This window comes from Sorangium sp. So ce448 (genome assembly GCF_051520915.1).
In the GTDB taxonomy this organism is placed as follows: Bacteria; Myxococcota_A; Polyangia; order Polyangiales; family Polyangiaceae; genus Sorangium; species Sorangium cellulosum_B.
In genome coordinates this window covers 3,690,886-3,709,501 of record NZ_CP150343.1, presented here as the reverse complement: position 1 = coordinate 3,709,501, position 18,616 = coordinate 3,690,886, and the positions used below count along the sequence as shown (strand labels likewise).

Sequence of the window (18,616 nt, the reverse complement as noted above, 5' to 3'; positions counted from 1 at the left end):
GGTGAACGACGAGGAACGATCGCGAGGGGCCGGATCACCGGCGAACGCAGCGGCGTCGCCGCCGCGCGCGCCGTTCATCGCGCGGTGGGACCTCGACAAGACCTACCTCCGGACCGACTTCGACACGCTGCGCGACCTCGTGCGGACCGCGATCGAGCGGCCGGATCAGAAGCGCACCGTGCCGGGCGCGGGGTCGCTCCTGCGCGAACTCGGCCGCGCGGGCGTCGAGACCCACATCCTCTCGGGCAGCCCGGAGCAGCTCCGCTCCCGCATCGAGCAGAAGCTGCGGCTCGACGGCGCGCGCTGGGCGTCGCTCACGCTGAAGCCCAACCTGCAGAACATCCTCCGGCTGCGCTTCCGCGCGCTGCGCGGGCAGCTCGGCTACAAGCTGCCCGCGCTGCTCCAGCGGCGCTGCGAGCTCGCGGATCAGCGCGACCAGAGCGGCGCGCTGATCCGCGAGGTGCTGCTCGGGGACGACGCGGAGGCCGACGCGTTCGTCTACTCGCTGTACGCGGACGTCTGCGAGGGCCGGGTCACCCCGCTGGAGCTCGGCGAGGTGATGCGGCTCGGGCACGCGTACGACGACACCATCGTCGATGCGATCCGGTTCGCGAGCTATGTCGAGAAGGGCCCCGTCGTCGAGCGCATCCTGATCCACCTCGACCGCCAGTCCTCGCCCTCGGATTTCCGGATCTTCGGCGACCGGGTCGTCCCCTTCTACAACTACCTTCAGGCGGCGTTCGTCCTCCACGAGGACAGCCGGATCGCGGCGCACGCGGTGCTCCGCGTCGCGCAGTCGCTGGTCGTCGCCCACAACTTCGACAGCGTCGCGCTCGCGCGGAGCTACGTCGATCTGTCGCGCCGCGGGCACGTCTCCGGCAAGGGCATCGCGTCCCTCGCGGCCGCCTACGGCGAGCTCGCGCAGCGCAGGGCCGCGGGCGCGAGTGATCTCGGCGCGATGGTCGCGGAGCTCACGCGGCTCTGCAGCGATCTGCGCCCCGCCGTGAGCCGGCCGCACGCTGACATCGACTACCGCGCGCTCGCCGCCGGCCACAACCGCCGCTCGAAGCGCGGCCGCTGACAGCGGGCGTGCGAGGTGGCCGCGCCGGCCCCGGCGTCGGCGGGGCACCGCCACGGCGACGCCCTCGCGCTCACAGCCAGGCGTTGTTGAGGATCTCGCCGACGCCGCCGGCGCCCGGGACGATGTACTGGATGCTGTTCAGGCCGCGCTCCTCGTCCCAGTGCGTGCCCGGCTCGGTCTTGAGGACGCGCGCCGGCGAGAGGCCGCGATCGAGCCGGAGCGCGTAGATGATGGCGTCCGGGTGAGCCTCGGTGACGCGGCGGATGTACTCGGGCGTGACGATGAGGTGCATGGCGATGCACTTGGCCGGCCGCCCCTCGAGCGCGGTCTTGTAGTACGTCATGGCGCTGACCATGGACGAGCCGGTGGCGCCCATCGGGTCGGGGAAGAGCACGTGACGCCCCTCGACGTCGCGGCCGATCTTGGCGTCGTGCCAGGTCGCGCCGACGACCTCGCCCTGCTCGTTCGTCTGCCGGCTCATGAACAGGTGATCCTGCCGGACCAGCGCGGGGTCGAGGACCTCGTTCAAGAGCTCGTAGACGACCTGAGAGGGCATCGTCCCGGCGCGCGCGATGCCCACGGTGACGGCCTTGGTCGCGCGCGACAGCGCGGCGCCGCGATACACGGCCTCCGGGTGGGAGGAGATCATCCGGGTCGGGATGTCGACGCGCGCGCGCCCCAGCTCGGCGGCGAGGACGGCACGCGCCAGGTTCTGGTAGAGAACGCCGACGAGACGCCCGACGTCGGGCTGGACCGTCTCCGGGGAGCAGGCTCGAGCCAGCAGAGTCCATGAGAGCGGGTCATCGAGCAGGTGCACGCCCGGACCGTACCGGTGGGCGATTTCGGGGGGCCGGAATCGACTCTCAGCGTACGCAACGTCGACCATCGTTTTTCTGTTACACTACCTGGCCCGGCGCGGGGTATTCCTCCGGGTGCGCGCCGGTGCTCTCCCCGGGAGCGGAGTGGTTTCGAAGCGATGAGGGCGCCCGCCCAGCGGGCTGTCCCGGTGGACTTGCAAAGGAAGGGATGTTCGGTGGATAGCGACCTTGCCGAGTCGGTTACGGCGCTCAAGGATGCCTTTGTCCGAAGAGGCATCCCTGCGAGGTTCGGAAAGGCGGCTCCAGCGGCGGTGGAAGAGCTGCGCAAGACGCTGCGGGTGCCCGCGAGGTACCGCGCTTTCCTGCAGGAGGCCGACCCGCTCGACGTCGAGACGGTGACTCCGGTCGAGCGTGTGCGCCTCATCCCCTCCGAGAAGCTCGCGGCCGAGCAGCAAGCGAACGGCGGCGACAGCTCCCTCCCGGGCTGGCGCAAGAGCTGGATCCTCATCGCTCGCAGCGCCCTGCTGGGAGATCCCTATTTCCTCGACATCTCGAAGCTCGACGCCGAGGGGGACTGCCCCGTGTTCACCTGTATGACGGGGACCGAGTCGCTCAAGCCGGAGCTCTGTGCGTCGAGCTTCCAGCAGTTCCTGCGCATCCTCGCTACCGCGATGGAGGTCGCGTCCGGCTTCGGAGAGAGCGGCCTCGACGACGAAGACGAGGCCATCTTCCGCGAGGCGCTCGCCCCGAAGATCAAGACCATCGACTCCGCGGCGCTCCGCGCGGGCCACTGGACCTGACGTAGCCTCCACGGCGCGCTGCTCGCCGGGCGCGCCGCGGATCGAGCTGACAGCGCCATGGCCAGGTGCCTTTCATGCAACGCCGAGAACCCGGGCTCCGCCCGGTTCTGTGTGGCGTGCGGCGCGTCGATGACCGCGAAGGAGGCGGGCGTCGGCGCGGCGACCTCGGCGCCTCCTGCGCCCGGCCCGCCGACGACAGTCCCTGGGCAGCCGCTGCTGGGCGCGCTGGTGCCCGAGGAGCCGGCGCACAGGGCCAGCCTCTCGGCCCTCGCGGCCGGCGGCGCGAGCGGGCCCGCGGCGAACGTCCCCGCGCCTCATGTCGTCCCCGCGCCGCTGGCGGGCTCGCTGCCGCGGCGCGGCCCGGGCGGCCACCTGCCGGCGGGGACGCTCGTCGATCAGAAGTACGTGGTCGAGCGGGTGCTCGGCGAGGGCGGCATGGGCGTCGTCTACCTCGCTCGGGACGTCCACACCGGCCTGCACGTGGTGCTGAAGGCGGTGCGCCAGGAGCTCGGGCACCGGCCGGACGTGCGCGCGAGGACGCTCGCCGAGGGCCGCGCGCTCGCGCAGATCGATCATCCGAACGTCGTCCACCTGAAGGCGGTGGTGGCGGAGCGAGACGACCTCTGGCTCGTCATGCAGTACATCGACGGCGAGAGCCTGGAGCAGACGCTCGCCAGGTACGCCGAGGAGCGCCGGCGGATGCCCCTGCCCGAAGCGCTCTCGATCTTCCGCCAGATCGCCTCCGGCATCGCGGCCGCGCACCGCGAGGGGGTGATCCACCGCGATCTCAAGCCGGCGAACGTGCTCATCCGCGGCAAGGACGGCGTCGCGAAGGTCACCGACTTCGGCATCGCCAAGGCCGAGGCGGACGCGCTCGCGGGGCGCGGGCTGACCAAGGGGATCATCGGGTCGCTCTATTACATGTCGCCGGAGCAGGTCCTCGGGCGCCGCGACCTCGACAAGCGGGTGGACATCTACGCGCTGGGCGTCGTGCTCTACGAGATGCTGGTGGGGCAGGTGCCGTTCGACGCCGAGAGCGACATCGAGATCATGCGGCAGCACGCGGAGGTGCCGCTCCCCCTGGTCAGCGCCGTGCGTCACGATGTCCCTCCGGCGCTCGACGCCTTCCTCCAGAAGGCGTGCGCCAAGGAACGGGCGGATCGCTTTGCCAGCTGCGAGGAGCTGCTCGCTGCGCTCGACGCGATCGCCCACCCTGCGCCGGCCGCGACCGCCGCGCCGCTCGGCGCGTCGAGCCGCCCGCCGCCGCCCGCGGCCACGACGCTCGACGAGGTCCGCGAGGCTCCGCGATCGCCGTCGGGCGCTGCGCTGGCCAGTGGGCCTGCGGGGTCGCAGCGCGCACGCGGCTCGTGGCTCGCGATCGGCGCCGGGGCCCTCGTGATGTTCGGCGGCGCCGCCGCGCTGCTCGGGCTGGGCGTGCTCGACAGGCCGCGCGATGGTCGCCGGCGGGCCGTCTCGTCGAGGGAGCAGCGCCCGGCGGCCAGCGCGAGCAGCACCACCCCGGCGGCGAGCGCGGAGCAGCCGCAGCCGTCGCCGCTCGCCGGCCTGACCGGGCTGTGGGTCGGCAACGGGCGCGAGCTCGAGGCCGTCCTTGCCGGCGAGTCGCTCGAGTTCCGGGTCCGCCGCCCGGAGCAGTTCGCGCCCCAGGACTATGCCGAGGGCGAGGCCCGCTTCTCCCTGCGCGAGATCCCCGGCGAGACCGGGGTGTTCGCCGTCGAGGACCGGCTCCGCTTCATCGCCCCCGAGTCGCGCAAGTTCGATCCGGCCCGCTCCAGGGGCACCTGCCAGGACGTCCGCAGCGCGGTGGAGGGCCACCCCCTGCGAGCGAGCTTCGACGGGGCCCGCCTGAGCGTCGAGTTCGCGAAGATCGAGCCCTCCACGAGCAACTTCGTGGTGGAGCGCGGCAAGGTCGTCAGCTGCGTCGGCCTCAGCGCCCTACCCGCCACGCGCGTCGTGAGCACGCTGTCGCGGATGTAGCCCGACAGGCCTCGCTAAAGTCCACCAACGGCGGGCACCGGCTGCGGCTTTCCGGCGTGGATGACCGCGCAGCGGACGGTGGTCGACGACGTCGGCGCGCTCGCACGCCCGCCACCCAGGACGAGCGTGCCGAAGATGTTGCGCGCCGCCGCATCGACCTCCGCGGCGCCGCGCGGCGGCACCGGGTTCCCGCTCGCGTCGAACACCGTCACCGCCTGCACGACGCCGCGGGCGATCTCGCCGTCCGGGAAGGACATCATCACCGTGGCGCGGACGTAGGCCGAGGCCCCCTCGACGATCCCGAAGCTGTACGGCTTCTTCGCGAAAGCGCCGCAGAAGCCGCTCGTGCCCATGCCGCCGTCGGGTCCGTAGTTCGCCGACGCCCACTGCCCGACGTTGACCGTGAGCCCGCTCTCACCCGAGCCCTGCGCGTACTGGACGCACTGGGCGAGCGCGGGATCCCACATCGCGCCCGTTGGGCAGCGCCCTACCTTCGCGCACGCCTGCCCGGTCCAGACCTCGTCGCGCGCGCAGGTCTGCGAGAGCGGTACGCACGCGGCGGTCGGACCGTCGACGATGAGCTCCTGGCCGGGCGGGCATCCGAGCTTCTGCCCGGCGCCGACCGCGACGCCGATGTTGGTCGCCACCTGCTCGCGCGACACACAGTAGCCCGTGCTCTGGTCGATCTCGTCGCCAGGCCGGCAGCGATCGGGAGCGCACCCGCCGGCCTCGTAGTGGCGACCCACGCCGCAGTAGGCGTTCGCCGCCTGGGGCGTGAGGCACTGTCCCGCGACCGAGAGGTAACCCTTCAGGCATCGGCAGCGGTTCTGCTTCGTGTCGAAGCCGGCGCCGTCGCTGCACGACGAGATCGAGCAGCGGCAGCTGCTGCCCTGGCAGATCTTGAGGAAGCAGGAGTTCTCCGGGCAACCGACGAGCACGGCAGGCGCCAGCGCGAGGAGCACGACCGAGAGCGCGGTGGAGGCGAGGCCAAACGAGCCGGACCGCATCGGGCGACCCTACTCGATCCGCTCGGGCCGGGGAACTCAGGGAGCGACGCGCGGCAGCCGCCGCGATGCGCTGCCGCGGCCGCGACGCGCGCCGCGATCGCAGCCGCGCGGCCGACGTACCAGCGGCCGGGGTGGTGTGGTACGGGGTGTCGCCGTCGACGCGGAGATTCCACCGCGCCGGTCCATATCAAGCCATGCTGCCCATCTACATCGAAGGTTCGCCTCAGTTCGAGTCCACCCTGTCAGCCCTGCGCACCCGCGGCACGGGCGACCTCGCGAACGTCACGCCGGCCGTGACCGAGATCATCGACAACGTGCGGCGTGGGGGGACGTCCGCCGTGCTCGGCTACATCGAGAAGTTCGAGCGGAGGACGTCGAAGGCGCTCGTCCGCCACGCAGGCCCCGAGGCGGAGGGCGGCTTCGGCGGAGCCGAGGCGCTCGCGAGGCTCTCGCCGGAGGTCCGCGCCGCGCTCGAGACCGCGGCAGCGAGGATCGCGCGTTACCATGAGCGGCAGCGCGACGCGGGCGACCTCGGTCCGGCGAACGTGACGGCGAACGGGCCCGCGCTGCAGGCCGGCTTCAGCTACGAGGAGGAGGGCGTCCTGCTGGGCATGCGCGTGCGCCCGCTGCGCCGGGTCGGCGTCTACGCGCCGGGCGGCAAGGCCCGCTACCCCTCCAGCGTGCTCATGTCGGCCATCCCCGCGCGCATCGCCGGCGTCCAGGAGATCGTCCTCGCGAGCCCGTCGGCCGACGACGCCACGCTCGCCGCGGCGCACCTCTCCGGCGTGACGACCCTGCTCGACTCGGGCGGCGCGCAGGCGATCGCGGCCATGGCCTACGGGCTCCCGGAGCTCGCGGCGGTCGACAAGATCGTGGGGCCCGGCAACGCCTACGTCGCCTGCGCGAAGAAGCTGGTCTTCGGGGATGTGTCGATCGACGGCATCACCGGGCCGAGCGAGATCCTCGCGCTCGCCGACGAATCCGCGGATCCCCGGCTCGTCGCCGCCGATCTCCTCTCGCAGGCCGAGCATGACGAGGCGTCCTACGCCCTGCTCGCGACGACCTCCGCGAAGCTGGCGGAGGCGGTCGCGCGCGAGCTCGACGCGGCGCTCCCCGAGCTCACGCGTCGCGCGATCGTGCAGGCGTCGCTCTCGACGCACGCGGCGGCGCTGGTCGTCGGCTCGCGCGCTCGCCTCGCCGAGATCGCCGATCAGCTCGCGGTCGAGCACGTGGCCTTCCACGTCGCCGACGCCGAGGGGTTGTTCTCGGAGATCGGCACGCTCGGCGCCGCGCTGCTCGGCGACCTCACCCCGGTCGCCGCGGGGGACTACCTCGCGGGGCCGTCCCACGTCCTCCCGACCGGCGGCTCAGCCCGCTTCGGCGCGCCGCTCGGGGTCTACGACTTCGTGACGCGCGCGAGCCTCATCCGGTACTCGGGCGCGGCGCTCCGGGCGCAAGGCCCGATCATCGAGAAGCTGGCCCTCGCCGAGGGCCTGCAGGCCCACGCCCGCGCCGTGTCGCTCCGCCTCGCGAGCAAGGCGCTCGACCCCGCGAAGCGCGGCACGTCGCAGTCCTGACGCCGCGCTGTCGCCCGGCGCGCCGCGCCCTCGGGAGCGCGGCGCGCGAGGACGCGCTGTCGACCGCGCTCCCCTGATCTACCGATCTCGGTTCAGCCGAGCGCAGCGCGCGCCGCCGCGTTCGGCCGCCTTGCGCGGCCTCGCGACGCCATGCGCTCCCGCCAGGCTCACTCGGCGCGGAGGTAGCCCGCGTTGATCATCTTCAACACGGACTGCGCGGTCTCCAGATCCGTCGCGGGGCTCTTGTTGAGGACCATCGCGAGGTGCCCGTGGTTGTAGACGACCTGGAGGACGTCGAGATCGACGGGCGAGAGATCGCGGAGCTGCGGCTTGAGCGGCTGGGGGATGATCAGCCGCGCCGACAGGTCCGGAAGCTGGTGGCGGATGTTGTTCAGCTCGTCGATCTGCCGGAGCCCCTCCATGAGGAGCTCCTGCACCGTCGCGCTGATCTCGCCGGTCATGACCCGCTCCTCGGCCGCCTCGAGGTCGAACGTCCCGCCGACCCAGGTGAGGATCCGGTAGACGCTCTTCAGCGGCGGGACGTCGGTCAGATCGTTGATGGTCGCAAAGGTCACGATGCCCTTGCGCAGGTAGATCTTGCCGACGTCGTCGTCGGAGCGGACCACGAGGACGCCGCTCTTCTTCGATGTGCCGAAGAGCTGCAGCAGATCCGGGAGCGGGATCTCGTCGATCGACCCGGACATCGACCGGGTCTGACCGCTCCTCAGCGATGGCTCGTCCATCCGTTTCCGCGCCGGCGGCGCGCCAGGGTCGGTGGAGACGACCTTGAGGATGCTGGTGCCGATGAGCACCCGATCGCCCTCCTTCAGGGTCGTCTTCTTGATCTTCTCGCCGTTGACGAACGTTCCGTTCGTCGAGCCGAGATCCTCGATCACAATCGACTGTTCGGTGCAGGCAATCCGGGCATGGCGCCGGGAGACCATGTCCTCTACGAGGACCATGTCGAGGTCGCTGGAGCGACCTACGACGATCTCCTGCTGCTCCCCGAGGGGGAATTCGCCGCCTTGGTACTTCCCGGAGATGAAGCGCAACGCTAGTTGCCGCGTTGCCGACACCTTGGGAGCGTGGTTATCCATCGCAGGGAGTAAAAACCTTCGAGCGCTTACGAGAGCGCCAGCAGGGGGCAAAGCTTAGTTTCACCGAGCAAAGGTGGTCAAGAGATCCGGTCCGTTCTTTCAAATGAGTCGGCTCGTTCGATCCTGACGCGACGCGCTGGCCCCCCTCCCTCGGCCGCCACAGAGGCGCGCCGCGGGGGTACGGGCCGACGTCCTCGGCGCACGCAAGTGTATCCGATTTGAGGGAAAGAGGGCGTTCGACTCCATCGAAACGCTCGGCACCGCCGGTTGCCGGGTCCCCTACCGGGCCGGTGCGCCGGGCCGGCTCAGCGAGGAATCCCGCGGTCGCTCGGCTCATTGCCCTTGCTTTCGTGCCCGGCATGTTGAACGGCCTCGGCGTGAGCTCTGAAGCGACGCGACCCACCCTCTCCGCAGGCGATCCGCTGGGCACGCACCGCGTGCTCGATCCACCGGGGGCCATGCCGCAGCCGGCAGAGCGGCTGGACGCCGACGCTTCGCGCCACTTCGAGACCGAGATCGTCGTCGAGGTGCAGACGCTGAACATCGACGCCGCGAGCTTCCGCCAGATGGAGGAGGCCTCCGGCGGCAGCCCGGACGGCGTCGCGCAGCTCGTCCTCGAGACGGTGGCGCGCCGGGGCAAGCAGCACAACCCGGTCACCGGCTCGGGCGGGATGCTGCTCGGCGTCGTGCGTCGGGTCGGCTCGCTCGCCGAGCACCGCGGCGTCGCCGTCGGCGATCGCATCGCGACGCTCGCGTCGCTCTCGCTCACGCCGCTCTCGCTCCGCCGGATCCTCGCCGTGCGGCCCGCGTCCGCGCAGATCGACGTCGAGGGCACCGCGATCCTCTTCGGGTCGGCGCCGCTCGCCCGGATGCCGACCGACATGCCCGAGCGGCTCGCCCTCGCGCTGCTCGACGTCGCCGGCGCGGCGCCTCAGGTGGCGCGCCTCGCCGGCCCGCGCGACAGCGTGGTGGTGCTCGGCGCGGGCGGAAAATCGGGCCTCCTTTGCGCGGCCGAGGCGCGGCGCTGCGTCGGCCGCGCCGGGCGCGTCATCGGGATCGAGGCGTCGCCGGGGCTCGCCGCCGATCTGCGCTCGCTCGCGATCTGCGACCACGTCGCGGTCCTCGACGCGCGCGACCCCCTCGCCGTGCGCGACGCCGTGCTGCCGTTCACCGGCGACGCGGGCGCTGACCTCACGCTCTCGTGCGTGAACGTCCCGGGCGTGGAGCTCAGCGCGATCGTCGCCACGCGCGATCGCGGCAAGACGTACTTCTTCGCGATGAGCACGAGCTTCACCGCCGCCGCCCTGGGGGCCGAGGGGATCGGCAAGGACGTGGATCTCTACATCGGCAACGGCTACGCGCACGGACACGCCGAGCACACGCTCGCGCTCGTGCGCGAGCATCCCGCGCTCGAGCGGCTCATGACCTCGCGCTACGGCTGAGCGCCCCGCACGACGCAACGCGACGCGCGGAGCGCGCACGCGCCCAGACGACGCGGGCGCCTCCGGGGTCACCGTCCTCAGCCGGGCCGCTCCTGAGGGGCCGGCTCGGCGGGCGAAAGCGCCGCGGGCGACGGCTGCTGCGCGCTCAGCTTGTCGACGGCGGCGGGGAGGATCACGGCGAAGGTGCTCCCCTTCCCCTCGTACGACCGGACCTCGATGCGGCCGCCGGCGCTCTGCGCGATGCGCTGGCTGATGGACAGGCCGAGCCCGGTCCCCTTGTCCTTCGTCGTGAAGAACGGCAGGAAGATGTTCGCGAGCACCTTCTGGGAGATCCCGGGGCCGTTGTCGGTGACGTTGAGCTCGACGAACGGCTCGTCCGAGCCCGAGCCGGGCCGCGTCCCTCGGCCGAAGCGGACGCGCGTCGAGATCACCACCTTACCCCGGCCCTTCATGGCCTGAACGGCGTTGCGGAACAGGTTCATCAGCACCTGCCGCAGCTGCTCTGGATCGATGGCGACGCGGGGGAGATCGGGATCGAGCGTGACCTCGACCTCGAGCTGGTCGTTCCTGCGCTCGATCGAGAGCACCTGCAGGGTGCGGCGCACGATCGCGTTCACGTCGGTCGGGACGACCGAGCCCTGCGCCGGCCGCGCGAGATCGAGCACCGAGCCCACGACGCGATCGAGCCGATCGACCTCCTCGAGGATGATCCCGAGGAACTCGCGCGACGCCGCGTCGATCTGCGCCTCCGGCACGGGGTCGGCGAGCAGCTGCGCCGCCCCCTTGATCGCGCCGAGCGGGTTCCTGATCTCGTGCGCGAGCCCGGCCGCCATCTGGCCGAGGAGCGCGAGCCGGTCGCGCTCCTTCATCTGCGCGTAGAGCCGCGAGTTCTCCAGGACGACGCCGATCTGCGCGGCGAGCGTCTCGAGCAGGGTCAGCTCCTCGGGGGAGAACGCGTCGCGCACGCGCGTGTCCGCCACGACCAGGAGCCCGATCGGCTCGCCCTGCTCGTCGCGCGCGCACAGCACCACGCCCGAGCAGAGGCTGCCGAGCACCTCGGCCGCCGCGAGCACCGCGTCCTCGGGGACCTGGGGCCGCACCTCCGTCCGCCGCGCGAAGTTGCCGTCGTCGTCCGCGTCGCTCTGGCTGCGGCGCGCCCGCCGCTCGCGCGCCTCCCGCTCCAGCTCCTCCATCGCGAGCGGCCCGCGGTCGAGGCGATCGAGCAGCGCCCTCGCGGTCGCCACCTCGATCCGCTCGGGGACCCGCGGCCCGAGCGAGGCGAGCCGGTCGAAGCCCGTCCCGTCCTGATCGCGCAGGTAGAGCGCCGCCGCCGTGACCCGGCGCGACTGCTCGAGCGCGCTCATCACGATCGAGCCCATCTCGTCCACCTCGAGCGTGTGCACGAGGCGCCGCCGGGCCTCCGCGAGCGAGCGGTCGAGATCGAACCGCTCCCGCAAGAAGAGGCGCTGGAGCTGCTCCTCGACGCGCTCCCGCAGCGGGTCGAACAGCACCAGGATGACGATCGCGGCGAGCACCGCGTTCAGGTACATCGTGTTGAAGCCGCCGATGAACGTGAGCAGGAGATAGAAGATCAGCGCGATCAGGAACGCGACCGCCGTGGCGACGAGCAGGCGCGCGAGCATCTCGTAGGCGTCGAGCAGGCGCTCGTGACGGAGGGCCTGGGCGAGGACGAACAGGAACACGATCGAGAGCGCCGCGCCCACGGGCGGCGGCTCCGCGCCGAGAAACCAGGCGAAGTCGGCGACGCTGGCGAGCCCGGCGAGCGCGCCGATCACCACGAGGAACCGCACGCGGCGCTGCGTCGCGCGCGAGGAGCTCTGCTTGCCGCGCTGGCCGAGCGTGTACAGCCCCGCTGTGAGCAGCGCGAAGACGTAGAGGAAAATGCAGCCGCGCGTGAGCCAGTCGAGCCACGAGCCCGGCTCCCGGCTCACCAGCACGAGGACGAACAGCGGGATGACGAGCACCCCCGCGAACCGGAGCAGCCGCGAGCGCCGATCCGGGTCATGGGGGATCATCGCCTCGAAGAGCTGCAGCGCGAACTGCGGTAGCAGCACGGCGAGGATCGCCGTGAAGCGCTCCCAGATCGAGGCCTGGAAGAAGCCGAAGAGCGACTGCGAGAGGTACCAGAGCCCGACGTCGGCGGCGAACGCGGCGAAGAAGAGGTGGACGCGGCGGACGCGACCTCGCAGCAGCGTCGACGCCGCGATGGCGAGGGCGAGGGCCCCGCAGACCAGGGTCGTCCGTGTGCGGAGATCGATCCCGAGCGGCGCCACGCGCGAAGGCTACCGCGGCGAGCCGCGCGGCGACCGCAAAACGCGCCGGGGAGCGGGGCCGGGCGGCGCCGGGGCGCGGACGCGCTCAGGCCGCCCGGGCGCGCGGCTCAGCGCGTCCCGTCGCTCTCGGAGGGAGCGGTGTCGTGTCTGTCCGCGCTGCTGGGGCTCCAGGGAAGCGGGTCCGGGTTGCAGCGCTCCTGCGATCGCACCTCGATCGTCCTGGGCGCGCCGTCACCGCTGGACGGCGGCGCAACGTCGCGGGGCGGGAGCGACGCAGGCGTGACGAAGTCGGTGACGGGTACGACGACATCGCCGTCGATGCCATCGCTCGATCCGGACGCTTCTTCGGAGATCATCGGGTCGAGATCGCTCCACGCTTCGGCGCTCTGCTCCTCGTGCTCTGGGGACGCGATCGCGCAGCCCGCCAGCAGCAGAGGCGCCGCGAAGCCCCCCGAGAGCCAACTCCTCCAGCAACCTCGCATCACTTCAATCCTCCGAAGTCCCGCCAAAGCCATACTGTTTGACAAGCTGGGAAAGCCGCGGGCGCTTCATGCCCAGGAGCACGGCGGCGCGTGTGATGTTCCCACGACTTTCGTCGAGCGCCCTGGCAACGCACTCGCGCTCGATCTCGCGCTTCATGTCGCTGAGGCTGACCCCTCCCCGGACATGAGCGTACGCGAGCTCCAGCGGCGTGCGATCCACAGGCATCGACGGGGGATGTGCGACCAGCGTCGCCTGATCGGGCGCCGACGCGCGTGGCCCGCTGGACGGCTCTCTGGGCGCGTCTCTGGACGACTCTCTCGACGATTCTTTCAACGATTCTTTCAACGATTCTCTCGACGATTCTCTCGACGATTCTAAAGCAGGGTGCATGCCAGCCCTCGGCGTCATCGGAGCGCTCACGAGCTCCGCGGCGTCGAGCTCCCGCAGCCCTTCGACGTTCGTCGTGAAATCCTCGAGATCGATCACCTCGCTGTCCGCGAAGATCGCCGCGGCGCGCAGGGCGTTCTCGAGCTCGCGCACGTTGCCCGGCCAGGAGTGCCGCGACAGCGCCTCGATGGCCCGGCTGGACAGGCGCTTCGGCGCCACGCCACGCTCGCCGCCGATCCTCTCCAGGATCGCGGCCGCGATCGCGGGCAGATCCCGCGGCCGATGGCGCAGCGCGGGGACCTCCAGGACGACCTGCCGGAGCCGGTAATAGAGATCTTCCCGGAACTCGCCCCGGGCAACCATCGCACGCAGGTCGCGGTGGGTCGCGCAGAGGATCCGTACGTTCGCGCGCAGCGGCGTGACACCCCCGACCCGCTCGAAGGTCTTGTCCTGCAGGACGCGGAGCAGCGCGACCTGCGTGCGCGGCGAGATGTCCCCGATCTCGTCCAGGAAGAGCGTCCCCCCCTCGGCGAGCTCGAAGCGCCCGCGGCGGCGCGACGCCGCGCCGGTGAACGACCCCTTCTCGTGGCCGAACAGCTCCGAGAGCAGCAGCGTCTCGACCAGGGCGGCGCAGTTGACCTTGATCAGCGGGCCCGCGCGCCGCGCGCTCACCTCGTGGATCGCCTCGGCGACGAGCTCCTTCCCGGTGCCGCTCTCGCCGTGGATCAACACGGTCGCGTCGCTCGCGCCGACCTTCTCGATCTGGTGGATGAGGCTGAGCAGCGCCGGCGTCGTCCCGACCATCCGCTTGATCGCGGGGCCCGCGCTCGCCGGCCGCGGGGCGCGAGCCGCCCCCCTGGCGCACCCCGCGCACGCGCTGGAGCCGCAGAGCTCGCAGCCCCTCGGCTCCGCCTCGGCGGCGCTGCGCGCGCACGCCTCCAGCCGGGCGAGCTCGGCGAAGCTCCGGCGCGCGAGGAACTTGCGCGAGATCTCGGGCGGGAGCGACTCGGCGATGCGATCGCGGAGGTCGATCGCCGCCTCCAGGTGCGAGCGCGCCGCCATGGGCTCGTCCTCGGGGGCGCGCGACGCGCGGTCCCCGGCGGACGACGCGTGGTGAAGGAGCACGTGCGCCTCCAGGGCGCACTCGTGGCTGTGGGCCCGGCGCGACAGCGCGAGCGCCTCCGCGGCGATCTGCCCGAACGGCGCGCCGGCGGCGCGCGAGCACATCGCCTCGAGGAGGGCGATCTCGGCGCGGTGCCGGTCGGAGGTCGCCTCGGCGCGCGCCCGCTGGATCATCTGGCCGGCCTGCAGGAGGTCGCCGTCGTGCAGCGCGATGCGCGCGGCGATCGCGTAGCACTCGCCGAGCTTCGAGCCGGCGCCGCAGGCGAAGGCGGCCGTGAGCTCGGACCAGGCGTCCACCGTGCGGCGGCACTCGAGGTGGATCTGCGCCGCGACGTAGGCGACGTGCGTGATCCGAACGCCAGGGATGACGTGGCCGCAGGCCTTCCGCGCGAACGCGAGCGCCTGCTCGGCCTCCTCGATCAGCCCGAGCTGTAGCCGGATCTCGGCGAGGTTCGTGATGAGGTTCACGAGCGCGACCTTGTCGCCGATCCTCCGGAAGATCTCGATCGCGCGCTCGAAGAGGCGCAAGGCCTCCGGGTACTCGTGCTTCAGGTGGGCGATGACCGCGAGGTTCGTGAGCGCATAGCCGGTCGCCGCGCGCTCGCCGCGCCGCTCGCCCTCCTCGAGCACGCCGGCCAGCATCGTGCGCGCCTCGTCGAGGCGCCCGCTGGAGAGCAGCGCGATGGCGCGGTTCAGCCGGGCGCGCAGCTCGCTCACGTGCTCGCCCGCGCACGCCGCCTCCCACGCGTCGGCCGCGAAGTGCAGCTCCGCCTCGGCCCAGGCCTGCTGCGCGAGGAGCAGCTTGCCGAGGATGTTGCGCGCCTGGAGGCGCGTCGCGATCTCCCCCGCGCCGGCGAGCCCTTCCTCGGCGCGCGCCTTGGCCGCCGCGAGGTCGCCCGTCTTGCAGCAGAGCTCCGCCATCTCCACGGCGCCGCGCACCCGCTCCTCGGGCGTGGCGGCGAGCGAGAGCGCCCGCGAGAGCACCATCGCGGCGGTCGTGAGGTCGCCGCGCGCGCTCGTCGCGCGGCCGCGCACGAGCAGCGCGGCGAACGTCTCCCGCTCGCGCTGGGCCGCGGAGGAGAAGTCGATGGCGAACTCGATGTCGCCGAGCCGGAGCGCGAGCTCCGCCGCGCGGAGCAGCCGCTCGCCCGACGCCGCGCTCCCGCCGGAGAGCGCCCGCATCGTCCGGGCCCAGCGCTGCCAGAAATCGGCGCGCGCCGACGGCTCGCCGACCGAGGAGATCGCGAGCATCGCCGCGGCCTCGGCGCGGTCGTCCTGGCCCAGCGAGGCGAGGAGCTCGCTCGCGCGCGAGAGGCTCCACGGGTCGGACGACTGCTCCTCGAGCGCCGCCGCGATCGCGAACACATCCTCGCGGTCGACGTTGGCCGGGTCGACGACCGCGCGCCGCGCGGCGACCCACCCTCGATCGTCGACCTCGATCAGACCGAGGGCGGCGAGCTCCTGGGCGACCCCCTGGCACGCCGCGTCCCCCGGCCCGGGCTCCGCGCGCCGCGCCGCGAGCTGGCGGAGCTGCGCGAACGGCCAGGGCCGCTGGCCCAGCGCGAGCCGATCGAGCAGGCGCGCGGCCTCGCGGCTGGGCGGCTGCCGCGCGGGGCGCTGCTCGGGCGGCGCGGCCAGCACGGCGGAGCACCAGCCCTCCAGCGCGTCGAGCCGCTCGATCTTGGCGACGACCCGGCGCTCCGCGTCCGCCGCGAACGCGTCCCAGAAGCGGTGCAGATCGTCCGGCGACGCGATGCCGTCGATCGTGAGCGCGCTCGTCCAGGGCCGCGTCGCGCCGTCGCTGCACACGATGACCAGCGCGGAGCACGACCCCTCCGCGATGAGGCGCGTGACCTCATCCAGCACCAGGCTCCCCCAGCTGGTGGCCTCTCCCTCGGCGACCAGCAGGATCGCGCCTTGCGCGGCGGCGCTGATGCCCTGCGCGGCCGCGGCCGGATCGGCGGAGGTGACAGCGCAGCGAAGCGCGAGATCGCGCCAGGGATCCCGATCCGCGGCGTGCGCGGCCGAGATCAGCGAGCGTCCAACACCTCGAGCGCGGCGCGCGAGGTGGGAACAAACGGCGTCCAGGACCGGCCGCTGTCCATGGACGTGGAGCACCCCACGCGACGCGGCATCACGGACGCGCTCATCGAGCGCCCGGAACCCCCCGGAGTCGCTCGTGATGACAGAAGAAACGCGGGCTGCGGCAACGGATCCCAAGGCAACAAAAGCGTACCTCTCCGCCGGACCTCGCATCAATGGATCCCGCCGTTGAAGATAATGAAGCGCTTACCTCATCATAAGAAAATTACAGTTCTATTGCTGTGTTCCGTCCAGGACCCGCTGGATGGCGTCGAACGCATCCGCAGGTGCTTCGCCCAGGACGCGGGCCAGCGGGAGCTGCGTCGCGGCGGCGGCGACGTAGAACGGTACGAGGTGCGGCGCGAGCCGACAGAGCGCTTCGAGGTGCCGCGCGACGCCGGCCGCGTCGCCGCGGCGCACCGGCCCCGTCAGCGCGTCGGGCACGCCGAGGACCTCGACGTTGTCCGCGACCGTGCGGAGCAGCGGGCCGAGCATCTCGGCCGCCGTCCTCCGATCGATGCCCGCGCGCTCGAGCAGGTCGACGCCGGCGGCGGCGAGCGCGGCAGCGCCGTTGGCGACCAGGCCCGCCGCCGCGTGGTAGGCGACGCGGTCGAGACCGGAGAACGTGCGCGGCGTCATGCCGAGGCACACCCCGAGCGAGCGAGCGGCGCGCACGGCGGTCGGATCGCCGTCGATGTGGAGCTGGCCACGCTCGAGGAAGGGCGCGAACGAGGGCGAGGCGAACGAGATCATCGGGTGCATCTGGGCGACCGAGACGCGGCCGCCTCGCACCGCCGCGAGCGCCTCCGGGCCGAGCGCGCCTGCGCAGTGGACCACCGCGACGTCCCTGTGGCCGACGAGCCCGCGGTCGCGCAGCGCCTCGGCGCACGGCGCGATATCCCGATCGCGCACGGCGAGGATCACGAAGTTCGCCTCGATGCGCTCCGACGGCAGGCCGTCCCGCGCCGGCCGGAGGGTCACCCGTAGCCCCGCGTCGCGGATCGCGCGCGCGAGCCCGCGGCCCACCTTGCCGCCGCCGTAGATGAACACCTCCAGGAGGGCGTTGTCCTCCGGGTGCACCGGCGACGGGCGCGTGCTGTCCATCTCGCTCATGGGTCGCTCCCGTAAAGGCGGTGCGCGAGCACGTAGTCCAGCACGGCGCGCGGCACGCGCTGGTGGACGGCCTCATGATCGCCCGCCGCGAGCGCCCGGCGGATGTCGCTGCTCGAGATCCGAGGGAGCTCCACGTCCGCGGGGCGCAGGTGAGGACGAGCATCGGCCTGCCCCGCATCGAGGCGCTCCGCGGCGGGCGCGACGACGCCGGAGCGGCCGAGGACGATCGGCGGGGCGAGCTGCTCGATGCGGTCGAAGCGATGCCACCTCGGTAGATCGGGGAGCACGTCGGCGCCCACGAGCAGGCGCATCGCCCAGTCCGGGTGCGCCTCGGCGAGGTGCTCCAGCGTGCGCAGCGTGAGGCTCTCGCCGCCGAGATCGCGCTCGACGGGTGACACCGACACGCCCGGGAGCCACCCGAGCGCGAGGTGGCACATCGCCAGACGATGCTCGAACGGCACGAGCTCCTTCGAGAAGGGGTGGCGGTAGACAGGGACGACGAGCACCTCGTCGATCGGCGCGATGGAGATCGCGTAGGTGGCCGCGAGGACATGCGCGACGTGGGGCGGGTTGAAGCTGCCCCCGAAGATGGCGACGCGGCGCGCCTCGGGCGCGCGCGCGGCCGGGGCGCGGGCGGGCGCATCAACCGTGCGAGCCACCTTGAACCCTCAGCCTGGGGCCGGCGGCGGACGGGCCCACGAGCTCGCGCGCCGTCACCGCGCCGCTCGCGTTCATCACCTCGATCCGCACGCCGCCCTGCCCGTCGTCGAGGAGCGCCGTGCCGCCGTCGGAGCCGATCGGCCCCGGAGAGAAGAACGTCCGCGAGCCGACCTTCTTGATGAGCGGCTCCGGGCTCTTGCCGAAGACCAGGAGCGACGCCGCCACGATGTCCTCCTCGTCGAGCGCGGCCTTGTCGAACACGAAGAGCGCGACGCGCCCGTCCAGGATCTCGATGGTGCGCCGGCCCGACGGCAGGCTCATCAGCACCCGGAGGCGCATCCGAGCGCGCTCGGACGCCACGAAGGCGTCGATCTGGTCCGGGGTCGCGGCCGCGCACCGAGCGGCTCGATCGAACAGCGCGCCCTCGGTGGGGTCCGCGCCGACCAGGCGCTGCGCCCAGCCCACGACGACCCGGTCGAGCGCGTCATCCTCGGCGACGTAGATGACCCGCTCGGCGTGGCCTTCGTCGAGCAGGTGCTGCGCGCCGCGAGCGAGCGCGGGCAGATCACCCTGAGCAGGGCCGAGGACGCCGAGGCGCATCGAGGACAGCATAGATCACCGCGCGAAGGTGAGGACACCTTCTCCACTCCGCCCGCTC

General features: G+C 72.4%; 14 protein-coding genes. 5 read left to right on the top strand and 9 right to left on the bottom strand.

Going from position 1 to position 18,616, the window contains the following annotated elements; all coding sequences use genetic code 11:
• Position 1: 1 nt before the first annotated feature.
• Positions 2-1,081 carry a hypothetical protein gene (locus WMF45_RS14300; protein ID WP_437717446.1) on the top strand — a complete coding sequence of 360 codons (1,080 nt, stop codon included), beginning with the start codon at positions 2-4 and terminating at the stop codon, positions 1,079-1,081.
• Between the two features lie 70 nt (positions 1,082-1,151).
• On the opposite strand, the gene WMF45_RS14295 is transcribed toward WMF45_RS14300, so the two are convergent.
• Complete coding sequence (locus WMF45_RS14295; protein WP_437717445.1) at positions 1,152-1,967, bottom strand: uracil phosphoribosyltransferase; 816 nt, start codon at positions 1,965-1,967, stop codon at positions 1,152-1,154.
• Positions 1,968-2,210: 243 nt separating this feature from the next.
• On the opposite strand from WMF45_RS14295, the gene WMF45_RS14290 reads away from it, so the two are divergent.
• Both WMF45_RS14290 and WMF45_RS14285 read left to right on the top strand, forming a co-directional pair.
• On the top strand, positions 2,211-2,699 hold the full coding sequence (locus WMF45_RS14290; protein ID WP_437717444.1) for an SMI1/KNR4 family protein: 489 nt from the start codon (positions 2,211-2,213) through the stop codon (positions 2,697-2,699).
• Positions 2,700-2,756: 57 nt separating this feature from the next.
• A complete protein-coding gene (locus tag WMF45_RS14285; RefSeq protein WP_437717443.1) occupies positions 2,757-4,694 on the top strand; it encodes a protein kinase domain-containing protein in 1,938 nt (645 codons plus the stop codon).
• Positions 4,695-4,708: 14 nt separating this feature from the next.
• On the opposite strand, the gene WMF45_RS14280 is transcribed toward WMF45_RS14285, so the two are convergent.
• On the bottom strand, positions 4,709-5,701 hold the full coding sequence (locus tag WMF45_RS14280; protein WP_437717442.1) for a hypothetical protein: 993 nt from the start codon (positions 5,699-5,701) through the stop codon (positions 4,709-4,711).
• 194 nt (positions 5,702-5,895) lie between these two features.
• Between WMF45_RS14280 and hisD the strand changes: the two genes are divergently transcribed.
• Positions 5,896-7,278 carry a histidinol dehydrogenase gene (hisD, locus tag WMF45_RS14275; RefSeq protein WP_437717441.1) on the top strand — a complete coding sequence of 461 codons (1,383 nt, stop codon included), beginning with the start codon at positions 5,896-5,898 and terminating at the stop codon, positions 7,276-7,278.
• A 167-nt stretch (positions 7,279-7,445) separates the two neighbouring features.
• Here hisD and WMF45_RS14270 read toward each other — a convergent pair whose 3' ends face one another.
• On the bottom strand, positions 7,446-8,354 hold the full coding sequence (locus WMF45_RS14270; RefSeq protein WP_437719540.1) for a DUF4388 domain-containing protein: 909 nt from the start codon (positions 8,352-8,354) through the stop codon (positions 7,446-7,448).
• Positions 8,355-8,734: 380 nt separating this feature from the next.
• On the opposite strand from WMF45_RS14270, the gene WMF45_RS14265 reads away from it, so the two are divergent.
• A complete protein-coding gene (locus WMF45_RS14265) occupies positions 8,735-9,817 on the top strand; it encodes an L-erythro-3,5-diaminohexanoate dehydrogenase (RefSeq protein WP_437717440.1) in 1,083 nt (360 codons plus the stop codon).
• A gap of 77 nt (positions 9,818-9,894) precedes the next feature.
• Here the strand turns inward: WMF45_RS14265 and WMF45_RS14260 are convergent, their stop codons facing one another.
• From WMF45_RS14260 to WMF45_RS14235, 6 genes are all read right to left on the bottom strand, one after another.
• Complete coding sequence (locus tag WMF45_RS14260; RefSeq protein WP_437717439.1) at positions 9,895-12,111, bottom strand: ATP-binding protein; 2,217 nt, start codon at positions 12,109-12,111, stop codon at positions 9,895-9,897.
• Positions 12,112-12,218: 107 nt separating this feature from the next.
• Positions 12,219-12,593 carry a hypothetical protein gene (locus WMF45_RS14255; protein ID WP_437717438.1) on the bottom strand — a complete coding sequence of 125 codons (375 nt, stop codon included), beginning with the start codon at positions 12,591-12,593 and terminating at the stop codon, positions 12,219-12,221.
• A 4-nt stretch (positions 12,594-12,597) separates the two neighbouring features.
• On the bottom strand, positions 12,598-16,323 hold the full coding sequence (locus WMF45_RS14250) for a sigma 54-interacting transcriptional regulator (protein WP_437717437.1): 3,726 nt from the start codon (positions 16,321-16,323) through the stop codon (positions 12,598-12,600).
• A gap of 96 nt (positions 16,324-16,419) precedes the next feature.
• Positions 16,420-17,298: a DUF2520 domain-containing protein gene (locus WMF45_RS14245; protein ID WP_437717436.1), complete on the bottom strand. Its 879-nt coding sequence runs from the start codon at positions 17,296-17,298 to the stop codon at positions 16,420-16,422.
• Positions 17,295-17,957, bottom strand: a complete 663-nt coding sequence (nadD, locus tag WMF45_RS14240) for a nicotinate (nicotinamide) nucleotide adenylyltransferase (RefSeq protein ID WP_437717435.1) — start codon at positions 17,955-17,957, stop codon at positions 17,295-17,297. Before nadD ends, WMF45_RS14245 begins: the two co-directional genes overlap by 4 nt.
• Positions 17,941-18,558 (bottom strand): hypothetical protein, encoded by a 618-nt coding sequence (locus WMF45_RS14235; protein WP_437717434.1) that lies wholly within the window; start codon positions 18,556-18,558, stop codon positions 17,941-17,943. Before WMF45_RS14235 ends, nadD begins: the two co-directional genes overlap by 17 nt.
• Between the last annotated feature and the right edge of the window lie 58 nt (positions 18,559-18,616).